Genomic DNA, 11,827 nt, shown 5'->3' on the forward strand with positions numbered 1-11,827 from the left:
CCCTAACCTATTGCTTGACGGTACTCTTAACGCAACTGAAGAACCAGCGCGTGCTGTCGTCAGCGACTGCACTGCGCCCGAAGTCTGCGGATACCTGAATGTCCACAAACCCAGCCTGGGTGAGGGCAGCCACAAAGTCCGCAACGGGGTAGGTACGTTCCTTGTGCTGTTCAATCAGTGGTTTGTAGGCATCGATATCTTCATGGTAAACAAAGAAGGTCAAGTCGTGCTCGGCAGAATGCGGCACTTCCCCTTCGTAACTACTCCAGATAAACGCGTAATCTTCCGTCTGGTAGTTATACATGTACCCCGGGAAAATGTCGTCCATCTGGTGCAACGAGTGCGCGTCAAACATGAACCGGCCGCCGGGAACCAAACTGGCATTCACTTCGCTGAACACCGTTTTGATGTCTGCTAAGTTCGGCATGTAGCAAATCGAATCGTCAAAGCACGTCACCACGTCGAATTCGCCCAGCTGAGCAAAATCGCGCATGTCCGCTTGCACCAGTGGAATATCAAGACCCGCCCGGTTGATTTTTTCCGCCGCCATCGACAACATCTCGGCACTAAGGTCCAGAGTCGTCACGTTGAACCCGGCATTTTGCAGCAGGACAGCCAAACTGCCGGACCCGCCAGCCAGTTCCAGCAGCCGCTGGCCCTTAGCCGGCACCTGCTTAAGCACATAATCCCGCCAATCCGTGTACAGGTCCTGATCCATTAACTGGTCGTAAACCTGCGCAAAGGTTGAATAAATCATTCGTTAATCCATTCAGAAACGTCCACTTCTGGCGCGTCCTGCCAAAACTGTTCCAACTTGTAATTTGCGCGTTCTTCGGGGGTGAACACGTGCACAACAACATCCCCAAGGTCCATCAGAATCCACTTGGAACCCTTCTTGCCTTCGATGGACTTAACCGTCCCGCCAGCTTCTTCAACCTTATCGTCGATTTCGTCAACGATGGCCTGGACTTGGCGTTCCGTGTTCCCGCTCGCAACCACAAAGTAGTCGGCCAGCAAGCTGACACCGTTCATATCAAGGGCCACGATATCTTCGGCGCGCTTGTCATCTGCTGCCCGGACAACGGTTTCGAGCAGTGCTTTTACTGATAAACTCATTAATTAATTTCCTCCTGGAAGTGTAGTGACAGGGTTACTTAGCGGTCTGCAGGCGTTTGGTAAACGCGTTGTAGGTGGCAAACGTTAATGGGTGAATCAACGCCCCCTGGCTAACGAGGTAACCCAAAGTATTTTGTAATTCAATCATTGTTGCTTGTTCAAGACTGGACTCTGCGGCCTTACGTGCTTTGATTTCACCGTCAAGGCTGCGTGCAGGTTCGATAAAATCGGCAACAAAGACAATCATGTCTAATGCCGTCATGTCGGGGTGGCCCGTGGTGTGCCGGTTAATCGCGCGAATCACACCCGGATTACTGATACCCAGGTCTTGTTGCAAGAACCAGGTGCCCACCACCCCGTGCCACACGCCGCGTCCGTACTGGAGCAGGTCGCTGCCATAACCTTCAGCGACAATCACATCGCGGTATGCTTCCGGGCTGATCTCCTTGGCGTAGTCATGCAGTAGGCCTGCAAGCCCAGCAGTATCCACGTCGACATTAAAACGACGGGCCAGTTGCCGGCTAGTTTCTTCAACGCGCAGGCAGTGCTTAAAGCGTCCATCACTCAGTCGTTCGTGCATCTTCGCGATGATTTGGCTGCGCGTGTGGCCACCAGTCATTGTTAGTGGGTATTCGTAATCACTCACGGTATAACCCCTCCTTTTCAATGTATGCCGCCACCGCATCCGGAACCAAATAGTGGATGCTTTCGCCATTTGCGACCCGTTTGCGAATCGCAGTCGAGGTGATTTCAAGTTTCGGTGCATCCACCCACAGGACTGGGTACGTCGTCCGTGGGGTATAACCCGGGCGCTTGACGCCGACGAACTGGACCATTTTGACCAGTTCATCGATGCGGTGCCACTTCGGCAAATAGTTCACCATGTCCGCCCCGATGATGAAATAATAATCGGTGTCGGGATGCTTGTGTTTCAAGTACGCCACCGTATCATAGCTGTAGCTGATACCGCCACGTTCAACTTCACACAGTTCAAGGTCAAACATGGGGTTGCCTGAGATTGCCGCCGCGAGCATTTCCACGCGGTACTTCGCGGCAATCGCACTCTTCTTGTCCACGTGCGGGGGCGTTGCGTCCGGCATGAAACATACCTTATCGAGGCCCAGCTGGTTGCCAACCTGATCGGCCATCACGAGGTGTCCCGTGTGGACGGGGTTGAAGGTGCCGCCAAATAGTCCAACCTGCCGCCGCTTGTTCTTCCCCAGAATCTGCGTCCGCAGTTCGGTCGACAGCACCGGATGGGTCAGTACCGTCTTCTTAACCATTAGTCGTTGGCCAAGGCCGCAACCTGCTTGGACAGCTTGCGGTTGTCTTCGTTATCAGCTTCCTTGTAGACGACCAGGCTGTGGCCAATGGTTTGCGCCACTTCGAGCCCCGGAATTGCGTCTTCAAGGTACGCCCCAACTTCCTTAGCCGTCTCGTCGGCGGAAGGCAGCAAGCTAATCTTCAGCATTTCGCGAGCCTCGATTGCATCCGCAACGCCCTTAACGAAGGTATCAGAAAGCCCGTTCTTCCCGAAGTTAATCAGTGCTTTTTCTGTCATTGCACGGCTGCGCAAAAGCCGCTTCTGTTTGCCTGTCAGCATTATATTTCCCCTTTTTTTCAATCGGCGTCTAAATCATTGCCTTGCGTAAAACTACATCCACACCAGCGGGAGCATAGCCCGCAACGGTCTCACCTGCTGGCACGTTAATCCAGCCAAGTCCGGCAAAGACTAGGTCACTATCCTGCTTGGTCGTGAATTCAAAGCGCGCCAAGTCCGGCAATTCAACGTCTGAATCCGGACGTGGTGGCTGGAGCATATCACCCTTTTGCCGGTCGTAGAAGTCATCTGCATTTTCCAACTTGGTGCGGTGAATCAGTAGCTGGTTGTCCACGTACGCCGTGAAGCCGCCGCGGTGACCTTGAATGAAGTCAAAGCGCGCGAGGCCGGCCAGAAACAGTGTCTGGCCTGGATTGAGCTGGTAAGTCTTGGGCCGAATCACGTGGGTTGGCGAAACCAGCCGCAGGTCCTTGGCATCCAGGTAGTGCGCCATCTGGTTACGGTGGATAATCCCCGGCGTGTCAATGATGCCGGCGCCATCATCCAGTTCCAACCGAATACGGTCAAGCGTGGTTCCTGGGAACCGCGACGTGGTAATCAGGTCGTCGATACCGCTAGTTTGTTTCAGAATTGCGTTGATGAGCGTGGACTTCCCGGTGTTGGTCACCCCAACAAAGTACACATCCCGGCCATTGCGCAATTCCTCAATCTTCGTGAGTAATTCAGCAACGTCCGCCTTGTTCTTAGCACTCATCAAGATGGTGTCAACTGGCCGCAGTCCCGCTGCGTGCGCCTGCTGGGTGAGCCAAGACCGGAGCCGCGGCCGCTTCAGTGACTTAGGCAACACATCCGCCTTATTGCCGACCAGCAGCACGGGGTTGTCCCCGGCAAATCGGTGCAGACCGGGAATGAGACTCCCGTTAAAGTCGAAGATGTCCATGACGTTCACGATGAGCGCATCAGCTTCCCCAATCAGGTTCAAAAGCCGCAAGAAATCATCGTCGGTCAGTCCCACCGGCTGGATCTCGTTGTAGTGGCGTAAACGGAAACACCGCTGGCAGTACAGTTCTGCTTCGCCGGCATCCGCCTTCGCTAACCGGGCAGCGGGCAAAAAGCCGGCTTCCTGGTCGTTTTCCGTTTGTAATTTTGCCCCACAACCAATGCAATAAAGCTCAGATGTTGCTTCAGTCATCAATGTCCTCCTGATATTTGAACGTCCCCTTACGCTTCATGTGGCCCTTAATGAACCCCTCGATGAAGCGGTTGGGTAACGTGTTCCACTGGTCCGTCTTGATCAGTGGTTTAACGAGTACGGTCTTCACGCCCGCCAAATTACCGGCAATCATGTCCGTCAGCATTTGGTCGCCGACCATGATGCAGGCCGACTTCGCAATACCGAGTGTGCGCACCGCACGGTCAATCCCGACTGGCAGTGGTTTGAGCGCGCGCGCCGTAAACTGGACCTCCATGTGGCCCACCGCTTTTTTGACCCGGTCATGGTTGTTGTTCGACACCACCATCACGGTAATGCCGGCCTCCGCCATCCGGTGCAGCCATTCCTGCAACTGCGGCGTCCCCTTAGGATTGTTCCACGCAATCAGCGTGTTATCTAAATCGGTGAGCACCGCAGAAATTCCGCGCCGCTTCAGTGTGCTTGGTTCAATGTTGTAAATGGCCTCGACCATCCACGTTGGTGTTACTAGTGCCAAGGTGGCACCTCCCTGCTTGTCGTCTATATCTAATCAATTATAAAAGATTCGCGGGTTAAACGCTAGCGCCTGAGCGAACTATGGCGGACAAGTTCGTCCATCTGGGCAAATATTTTTGTTCGTAACAAGCACATTATTCACAAAAGCGCTTTCCTAAACTTGCTTCAGTGCGGTATCATTAGGGAAACGGTTACATTTAACCGAGACTGGGAGGTTCGCCTATGTTTTCAACTATTTTGTTTGATATCGATGGCACCATCATCGACACAGAATCTGTTATCATTGCATCGCTTCAGGAGGCGCTATCCCAGGTGACTGGGCGGCAGTACGCACATAACGACCTACGCTTCACGTTGGGAATCCCGAGCCAGGAGGCTTTGGCCCAATTGAACTTACCCGCTGACCAGACGGCAGCGGTCAAGGCGCTCTGGCCAAAGCTGCTGGCTACCAAGCAGCGTCAAGTAACCGTGTTTGCCACCATGCGCCGGACGCTCGCACACCTGCAGCACCGGGGCGTGAAGCTTGGCATCATCACGTCCAAGAGCAACAGTGAACTCGAAAATGAATTCACGTGGTTCGGGCTCAACGAATACTTCGACGTCATCATCACGGCCGATGCAGGGGTGGCGCCTAAGCCCGCACCTGACCCAATCAACTTGGCCCTCAAGGAGTTGCAGGTGCAGCCCGAGGACGCCATGTACCTCGGCGATTCGATATACGACATGCAAAGTGCCAACGATGCCGGCGTCAAATTCGGCCTGGCAACCTGGGGCGCATTTGATTTGTCCCGGTTCAAGTCGGCCGACTACATGTTGACGCGCCCCGAAGGCTTACTCGACCTCGCAATTATTTAGGAAGGAGTGCAAGTCATGTTACGCTTCGGATTTAACCAATTCGGTGGTCCTGACGTATTCACTGAGTTGACCGCCGCTATTCCTGAGCCCAAGCAGAACCAAGTGCAAATCAAAGTTGCTGCGTTCGGCATCAACCCGTACGATTTGCGCCTACGTCAGGGCGATTTTGCGGACAGCCGGCCCCTACCCATGCCGATTGTGCCGGGCACCGAGCTTGCCGGCACCGTGACCGCAGTCGGCAGCGACGTCACAGATTACCAAATCGGTGACCGCGTGCTCAATTACCGTCCCCGCGGCGCTTACAGTCAATTCGTGACGGCAAGCACCACCAAAATCGCGCACTTACCCGCGGACATGAGCGAGACGTTCGCCGCGGCCCTGCCGAATGTCGGTATTGCCGCATTCGGCGTGCTGCAATTACTGCAGGTCCAGCCGGGCAAAACCATCGTCATCGAAGGCGCTAGTGGTGGCGTGGGCTCGATCCTGGTGCAGGCGGCGAAGTACCTCGGGCTGCGCGTGATTGCCACCTGCAGCAGTGCGAACCATGAGCTCGTGCTCGACCTTGGTGCGGATGAAGTTGGCCTGTACGACCGGGAAAACGTGGGTGCACGCTTTGCCAACATGGGTGATTACGTGGTGAACGCCACTGCCGGCGGCCACGATAACAACGCTGGCATCTGGATGCGGCGGCCAAACGGCGTCTACGTGACCCTAAACGAACCGGACGTGCGGCCGGAGCACGATCCTGATTTTCACGTGCTGGGTGAACAGCGTGTGGACACGCAAGCAGCCTTCGCATTTTTGTTCAAGCTCTTCAATCACGCCGATCTGCAGGTTCACCTGGCGCGGACGTTACCGTTCAGCGTTACAGGGGTCATCACCGCCCACACTGAACTAGCACAGCACCACCCTGCCGGTAAGTACGTCTGCACTGCAACCGAATAAGCCAAACGCAAAAGCGGGCGCGACTTCAATGTCGCACCCGCTTTTTTTGCCGCCAACTCACCGAAAATTGATGGTTCCCTCCGCACCAACAATCTTGCCACTGGCCGCGTACTGCGGCCCAACGCTCATGTGGAAGTGATTCAAATTAATGCGCCGTTTGCCCACGACGTACAGGATGGCGGTAGTTGTGTGGCCGCTTGCCAGCTCGTCCACGCTAAATACAACCTTGCCGAACGTATCCGAGGTCGCGTCAGTATACCGCCGACCAAGCGCGTCGGTGAGCTCAATTGTTTGCTTGGTCAAATCAACGTCATCCGCGGCCAGATTCTTCACGTGCAACACAATTTCGGCCCGATAGTACTCAGCCGGCCAGTCCTGAATCTCTGGGTAGGCCCGCTCAACCGGCGAATATTCATCTGGATTATTGTCTACCCCATCATTTTCAATATCCGTCACCGCCAGCGTCAGTACCCCTACATGCCGCACCACGTAATCGGCTTCATCCTCATCTTCGCCATCGTCATCATCCAGGTCGCGCACCCGCGTGTCCGTTGTCCGGTTGCGCAGACTCGAGTTCTCCGCCTTCAGCGCGGCAACTTCCCCGCGCAGATTGGCAGTCGCTGCATCGTCTTGGTCGCAAGCAGTCAGGACTAATGCGGCGCTAGCGATTGTTAACAACGCAATACTTTTTTTCATCGCAACCTCCCTGCTTCCCGCCGAAGCAAACAATTGATTTCGCGTATCTAATCTAATCATTAGTTAATAAGACGTAACTATTGTTCTACCCACACATAAATCTTATCATGGTTGCCACGGTACCTGCAACCGTTACCAACGCAATCAATGGCACGTGCTTCAACAACTGTGCACGTACCCAAAAACGGACGCCCATGATGCAATGGGCGCCCGTTTTGCATGCTCTTCAATTGTGTTTACAACTTGCTGTCGTCGACTGCCGCCAGCGCTGTGTGAATCGCGGCCAGCGTGTCATCCAAGGCCCCGGCTGCAAATGGGGACTGCAGGTGCCCGGTCTTAAGCAATTCCAACAGGCTCTGACTGCCGCCCGCTTTGGCCATGCTCAGGTAGTCATTCCACGCTGTCTGATCGTGGTCAACCTCGAATCGCTTCCAGAACTGGTACGCCACCACTTGGGCGATGGTGTAATCAATGTAGTAGAACGGCACTTCAAAAATATGGCCCTGACGCATCCAGTAAATGCCGCGGTCGAGGTCCGCATTTTCGCTGTAATCCTTGTCTGGGTTATACTGCTTCTCCAGCCGCCGCCAGCAGGCTTTGCGCTCTGCGGGGGTCATGTCTGGGTGCGTGTACACCTCGTGCTGGAAGTGGTCGACCAAAATTCCGTACGGCAAGAACTCCAGGGCGTCTTGCAGGTGGGCATACTTGTACTTGGCCGTCTGGTCCTTGAAGAAGTTCTGCATCCACGGGTAAGCGATGAATTCCATGCTCATGGAGAAAATTTCTGCGGCTTCGTTGGTTGGGAAAACAACCTCACCCGGCTGAATCCAGCGAGCCACAAAGGTCTGGAATGCGTGGCCGGCTTCGTGGGTCAACACGTCCACATCGCCGCTGGTCCCGTTGAAGTTGGCGAAGATAAATGGTGACTCGATGCTTGGGATGTACTCCGCGTAACCCCCAGACATCTTGCCCTTCTTGGCCAGTAGGTCCAGCAGGTGACTGTCCACCATGTGATCGAAGAACGGCCCGGTTTCGGCAGACATTTCGTGGTACATCTGGCGCGCCGTTTCGACTAATTCTTCCGGTGTGCCCTGGGGCTTAGCGTTACCGTCCTTGAACTGAATGCTCAAGTCGTAGTATGCCAATTTGGTCAGTCCCAACCGCTTGGCCTGCTTGGCGCGCTGCTCGCGGACCAGTGGAACCACCTTCTGCCGCACCTCATTGCGGTACGTGCTGACCATGTCCTCGTCGTAATCGAACCGGTCCATGAACACGTAGCTCATTTCCGCATAGTCCTTAAAGCCCAGCTCGCGCGCAATCTTGGTCCGCACGTGCACCATGTCGTCATAGATTCGGTCGAAGGTTGCTTCGTGCTGGGCAAAAAAGCTCCAGTACGCCGCATTCGCGCCGCGCCTGACATCCCGGTCCTGGTCACTCATCAGGGGGCCGAGCTGCGCCAGTGTGTAGGTTTGCCCCTGAAAATCAATTTGGGCACTGGCAATGAGTGTCTGGTATTCCGTAATCAGCCGGTTGTTTTGCTGCTGCAGCGGAATAATCTTCGGGTCCTTCACCCGCAGCGCATCCTGCGCACCAGCAATCCAGGTGTGGGGGTAAATGCTGGCCAAGTCATCCTGGTAAGCACTGCTGACGACCGCCTGCTGGTATTCGGTGAGCGCATCGTCAAACTGGGGGCCGTATTCGTCCCAAAAGTCAACTTCCGCCTTGTAAAACGCATCATTCGTGTCGATGCTGTTGCGGATAGTCGCCAGCATTGCCTGCGAGTTCATGTTGTTAACCAGCGCAACAAGCTCCGTGGCCGCCACTTTGGCGACAAACCCATTCTGGGCCCCCGCCAGCTGCACGCTGAGCTTGTGCATCTTGGTCTTAAACTCCTCAAGGTCAGGTCGTGTGTACTTGACTGTTGTGAAATCCATTGTCTTTCCTCCATTTGTCGATCGTGTGCCGACGTTCTTGCCGGCGCCGTTACGCAAATTATGCTAGACGCCCGTCGCAAATACCATGTTAATTCGGTAACAAACCCGGACAAGTACTAGGGCGTGTCCGTTAATTATCGAGGCCGGATTCATCGACCTTCATGTCTGAATGTACACGGCTACTGCCATCCAGGTAGTTAAAGGTATAACCCGGCTGCACGTTGAATAGGTAAACGTTGAAGTTCAGCGAATTATCCGTCGACAGTGCCTGCAGCCAGTACCCCCGTGGCATTAGCTCGTCGCCCCGGAACACAGTGGTCACCTGGTAGATGACCTTCTTCCCGTCTTCTAGCGCCTGCCGCACCTTGCCTTCGTATATCTGCATCAGAATCTGGTTTGAATATGCCGACTGGGTGCCCAGATTCTTCGGGTTGTCGGATGACCCCTCGCTGCCCTGGCTGTACGCCCCGTCAGCGTTGATGTTAAAGGTCAGGGTGTAGGCAATCAGGTGACCGCGGTTGTATATATCGGTGGAACCCCGGTTGTAGTGCCACCCCGTGGGCGTCCAGTCCTGGCTGGGCCGCCCCGAAGAGTGCCCCAAGTTACGCTGCGAAAGGTACGCCGTGTCGGTGGTCGTCCGGTTCAAACTGTCCAGGTTCCCGTAATCGATGTGCTCGCTCTTCCACGTCGTTGCATTCAGCGTGCTCTTGCCGCCGTTAATCATGGCTACGGGTTTATCCCCACTGGCAAAATCGAGCTTGGCCAGCTTCGTGTATGCAGCCTGATCCACCTTATTATTGGTCGACGTCTGCGAACTAATCGTGACGTTTTCCCGACCGGTATTAATAAATTGATTGAGGTAACCCCCACGATACAGCCACAAGGCCCCGGCCAAAATAATGGCCACAACCCCACTGACTTGACCCGCACGCTTACCGCGCCGCCGTTTCTTCGCCAAAATCATGTCCTCCTTGGCAATAATTACTACACGCCCATTTTACCGTACGGGCCGCGGACAAACTAGCCGGACTGCAAAAAATCCCGGTAATGGTTGACCTTACCACTAGTGGCCCGTTATGCTACAATTTTATCATTGTGAATTGAGCACCGTGGAGGAGGAGTAATGTCTAAAGCAACGAAACGGGCCATTATTATTTTGGTCTTCAGCGAATTTTTGGTGTGCCTGGGAATGAGTTTGATTTTCCCCGTCATGCCGTTCATCAAGAATGAATTGCACCTGTCTGCCACCGATATGGGCATCATGTCCGCCCTATTCGCCTTCACCCAGTTCGTGTCCTCACCAATCATCGGGCGCATGTCGGACAAGCTGGGCCGCAAGCCAATCCTGATTTTCGGACTGGGGCTCTTCGCGGTTTCTGAAGTCCTGTTTGCCATCACCAACCACCTGTACATGTTCGATTTGTCGCGGGCGATTGGGGGGATTGCGGCGGGGATGTACGTCCCGACCGCGCAGGCCATGGCCGCCGACATCACCACGCACCGGCAACGTGCAAAAGTCATCGGCTGGCTCTCAGCATCCCTGAGCGGCGGCCTCATCCTCGGTCCCGGACTCGGCGGCATTCTGGCCGGAATCGACTACAAGGCGCCATTTTGGCTGGCCGCCGTGCTTGGCTTGCTGGCGATGCTCGCAACAATCTTCTTGCTGCCCGCCGCTGAAAAGCTGCGGCACGAGGAGCGGCACGTCCACGCACCAGAAGCACCAAGCTCATCGTGGCGCGCCGTCCTCACCGGCCCAATGCTGATGCTGTTCACCTTGATTTTTGTTTCCTCATTCGGGCTGCAGGGCTTTGAAAGTATCTACAGCATTTTCGTCAACGAAGTGTTCAACTTCAGCCTCAGTGACATCGCGCTGGTCCTAACGCTGAACGGAATCATCTCCCTCATCTTCCAGGTGGTCTTCTTCGACCGGCTAGTGCTCTGGTTGGGCGAAATTCGCCTGACCCGCATCGCCTTTCTCCTCAGTGCCCTTGCCACCGCCTGGATTCTGGTGACGAAATCCCACCTCGTCGTCATGATTGCCACCTTAATCATCTTCACCGCATTTGACTTACTGCGGCCGGCAATCACCACCCTGCTCACCAAGCAGAGCACAAGCAACCAGGGTGTCATCAACGGGCTGAACCTGTCTTTGACCAGTATCGGCAACATCGCCGGACCCCTGATTTCTGGGAGCCTGCTGGACGTTAATTACCACATTCCTTACGCAGTCGTGGTCTTCTTCCTGGCCGCATCGTTTTTTCTGACGTTCAGGGTTCGCCGGCAACCGGTGCCACAGCGCTAACAAAAAAATCTTTCGCAACGTTTGCGAAAGATTTTTTTGTACTATTTTGCCTGAATTGTTTGGTCCTTGTCGTCATCCTTGTCAAAGCGTTCCAGCAGCCACAGCATGAAGCCACTGACGATGCTGCCCACCCCGGCAACCATCCCGAGCATTTGCGCATCGAGACTTAGGTGGAACCAGAGATTGTTCGCTAGGGCGAGAATGAGCATGGAAACAGCCCAATCAGTAATTAACATAACAAGGGTGACCGCCGCCCAGCGCTTGCGCAGCATTTCGAACAGCTTATCAACGGCACTAGTGAAAATATCCAGCGCCACACCCAGTAAATTGGCCACAATGATGAGGGCAGCATACTGACTAACTTGGCCCCCTGCCAACCTGATTGTCACTAACTGCGCGATAATTACGACGATCACCGGCGCGACAATCAGGAGAACCAACATAAAAATAGCGGAGAAGACCGCGATTTTGTTCTTCATCAAATTCGTCCAATCTATACTTGTTTACGTGCACAGTTTGCACCAAAATTTCTAGTTTTCAGTGTACCATTCTTTCTGCAAAAGCTGTACTCCATAACAAAACAAATATTATCTTTCACAATTGGCCGGTCCACGCACGAAAAAAGGAGCCAGACGCAATGTCTGACTCCTTTAATTGGGTCTACACTTTCTGGTGTTGGAGATTTTTCTCCAACTCAGAGGTGTAGGCCC

Annotated in this window: 14 protein-coding genes; 3 read left to right on the top strand and 11 right to left on the bottom strand. The window is 54.4% G+C overall.

Annotated elements, in window-relative coordinates:
- Positions 1 to 7: 7 nt before the first annotated feature.
- The 7 genes from FC18_RS01595 to FC18_RS01625 are packed head-to-tail and all read right to left on the bottom strand — an operon-like array spanning position 8 to position 4,386.
- Positions 8 to 757: a class I SAM-dependent DNA methyltransferase gene (locus FC18_RS01595; protein WP_056975351.1), complete on the bottom strand. Its 750-nt coding sequence runs from the start codon at positions 755 to 757 to the stop codon at positions 8 to 10.
- Entirely contained in the window at positions 754 to 1,116 is a 363-nt protein-coding gene (gene rsfS / locus FC18_RS01600) for a ribosome silencing factor (protein WP_054677587.1), read from the bottom strand. Before rsfS ends, FC18_RS01595 begins: the two co-directional genes overlap by 4 nt.
- A gap of 34 nt (positions 1,117 to 1,150) precedes the next feature.
- Entirely contained in the window at positions 1,151 to 1,762 is a 612-nt protein-coding gene (gene yqeK / locus FC18_RS01605) for a bis(5'-nucleosyl)-tetraphosphatase (symmetrical) YqeK (RefSeq protein WP_054677589.1), read from the bottom strand.
- On the bottom strand, positions 1,755 to 2,399 hold the full coding sequence (locus tag FC18_RS01610) for a nicotinate-nucleotide adenylyltransferase (protein WP_054677591.1): 645 nt from the start codon (positions 2,397 to 2,399) through the stop codon (positions 1,755 to 1,757). The genes yqeK and FC18_RS01610 overlap by 8 nt, the downstream gene beginning before the upstream one ends.
- Positions 2,399 to 2,719, bottom strand: a complete 321-nt coding sequence (locus FC18_RS01615; protein ID WP_054677593.1) for a YhbY family RNA-binding protein — start codon at positions 2,717 to 2,719, stop codon at positions 2,399 to 2,401. Before FC18_RS01615 ends, FC18_RS01610 begins: the two co-directional genes overlap by 1 nt.
- Before the next feature lie 28 nt (positions 2,720 to 2,747).
- Positions 2,748 to 3,869 (bottom strand): ribosome biogenesis GTPase YqeH, encoded by a 1,122-nt coding sequence (gene yqeH / locus FC18_RS01620; protein ID WP_054677596.1) that lies wholly within the window; start codon positions 3,867 to 3,869, stop codon positions 2,748 to 2,750.
- Positions 3,862 to 4,386, bottom strand: a complete 525-nt coding sequence (locus tag FC18_RS01625) for a YqeG family HAD IIIA-type phosphatase (protein ID WP_054677598.1) — start codon at positions 4,384 to 4,386, stop codon at positions 3,862 to 3,864. The genes yqeH and FC18_RS01625 overlap by 8 nt, the downstream gene beginning before the upstream one ends.
- Positions 4,387 to 4,607: 221 nt before the next feature.
- Between FC18_RS01625 and FC18_RS01630 the strand changes: the two genes are divergently transcribed.
- Positions 4,608 to 5,240 (top strand): HAD family hydrolase, encoded by a 633-nt coding sequence (locus FC18_RS01630; RefSeq protein ID WP_054677599.1) that lies wholly within the window; start codon positions 4,608 to 4,610, stop codon positions 5,238 to 5,240.
- Positions 5,241 to 5,255: 15 nt separating this feature from the next.
- On the top strand, positions 5,256 to 6,185 hold the full coding sequence (locus tag FC18_RS01635) for an NADP-dependent oxidoreductase (RefSeq protein WP_054677600.1): 930 nt from the start codon (positions 5,256 to 5,258) through the stop codon (positions 6,183 to 6,185).
- A 57-nt stretch (positions 6,186 to 6,242) separates the two neighbouring features.
- Here the strand turns inward: FC18_RS01635 and FC18_RS01640 are convergent, their stop codons facing one another.
- From FC18_RS01640 to FC18_RS01650, 3 genes are all read right to left on the bottom strand, one after another.
- Positions 6,243 to 6,881: a hypothetical protein gene (locus tag FC18_RS01640; RefSeq protein WP_054677602.1), complete on the bottom strand. Its 639-nt coding sequence runs from the start codon at positions 6,879 to 6,881 to the stop codon at positions 6,243 to 6,245.
- Positions 6,882 to 7,117: 236 nt separating this feature from the next.
- Positions 7,118 to 8,815 (bottom strand): M3 family oligoendopeptidase, encoded by a 1,698-nt coding sequence (locus FC18_RS01645; protein ID WP_054677604.1) that lies wholly within the window; start codon positions 8,813 to 8,815, stop codon positions 7,118 to 7,120.
- Between the two features lie 130 nt (positions 8,816 to 8,945).
- Positions 8,946 to 9,773, bottom strand: a complete 828-nt coding sequence (locus FC18_RS01650; protein ID WP_420806076.1) for a DNA/RNA non-specific endonuclease — start codon at positions 9,771 to 9,773, stop codon at positions 8,946 to 8,948.
- Positions 9,774 to 9,938: 165 nt separating this feature from the next.
- On the opposite strand from FC18_RS01650, the gene FC18_RS01655 reads away from it, so the two are divergent.
- Positions 9,939 to 11,117, top strand: a complete 1,179-nt coding sequence (locus FC18_RS01655; protein WP_054677607.1) for an MFS transporter — start codon at positions 9,939 to 9,941, stop codon at positions 11,115 to 11,117.
- A gap of 41 nt (positions 11,118 to 11,158) precedes the next feature.
- Here the strand turns inward: FC18_RS01655 and FC18_RS01660 are convergent, their stop codons facing one another.
- Positions 11,159 to 11,596 carry a hypothetical protein gene (locus FC18_RS01660; protein WP_054677608.1) on the bottom strand — a complete coding sequence of 146 codons (438 nt, stop codon included), beginning with the start codon at positions 11,594 to 11,596 and terminating at the stop codon, positions 11,159 to 11,161.
- Between the last annotated feature and the right edge of the window lie 231 nt (positions 11,597 to 11,827).

This window comes from Lacticaseibacillus sharpeae JCM 1186 = DSM 20505 (assembly GCF_001436225.1).
Lineage (GTDB): Bacteria > Bacillota > Bacilli > Lactobacillales > Lactobacillaceae > Lacticaseibacillus > Lacticaseibacillus sharpeae.

Excerpts from the sequence above, each read along its gene's own strand:
- FC18_RS01595 (WP_056975351.1), bottom strand. The coding sequence starts at position 757 with ATGATTTATTCAACCTTTGCGCAGGTTTACGACCAGTTAATGGATCAG.
- rsfS (WP_054677587.1), bottom strand. The coding sequence starts at position 1,116 with ATGAGTTTATCAGTAAAAGCACTGCTCGAAACCGTTGTCCGGGCAGCA.
- FC18_RS01610 (WP_054677591.1), bottom strand. The coding sequence starts at position 2,399 with ATGGTTAAGAAGACGGTACTGACCCATCCGGTGCTGTCGACCGAACTG.
- FC18_RS01615 (WP_054677593.1), bottom strand. The coding sequence starts at position 2,719 with ATGCTGACAGGCAAACAGAAGCGGCTTTTGCGCAGCCGTGCAATGACA.
- yqeH (WP_054677596.1), bottom strand. The coding sequence starts at position 3,869 with ATGACTGAAGCAACATCTGAGCTTTATTGCATTGGTTGTGGGGCAAAA.
- FC18_RS01630 (WP_054677599.1), top strand. The coding sequence starts at position 4,608 with ATGTTTTCAACTATTTTGTTTGATATCGATGGCACCATCATCGACACA.
- FC18_RS01635 (WP_054677600.1), top strand. The coding sequence starts at position 5,256 with ATGTTACGCTTCGGATTTAACCAATTCGGTGGTCCTGACGTATTCACT.
- FC18_RS01640 (WP_054677602.1), bottom strand. The coding sequence starts at position 6,881 with ATGAAAAAAAGTATTGCGTTGTTAACAATCGCTAGCGCCGCATTAGTC.
- FC18_RS01645 (WP_054677604.1), bottom strand. The coding sequence starts at position 8,815 with ATGGATTTCACAACAGTCAAGTACACACGACCTGACCTTGAGGAGTTT.
- FC18_RS01655 (WP_054677607.1), top strand. The coding sequence starts at position 9,939 with ATGTCTAAAGCAACGAAACGGGCCATTATTATTTTGGTCTTCAGCGAA.
- FC18_RS01660 (WP_054677608.1), bottom strand. The coding sequence starts at position 11,596 with ATGAAGAACAAAATCGCGGTCTTCTCCGCTATTTTTATGTTGGTTCTC.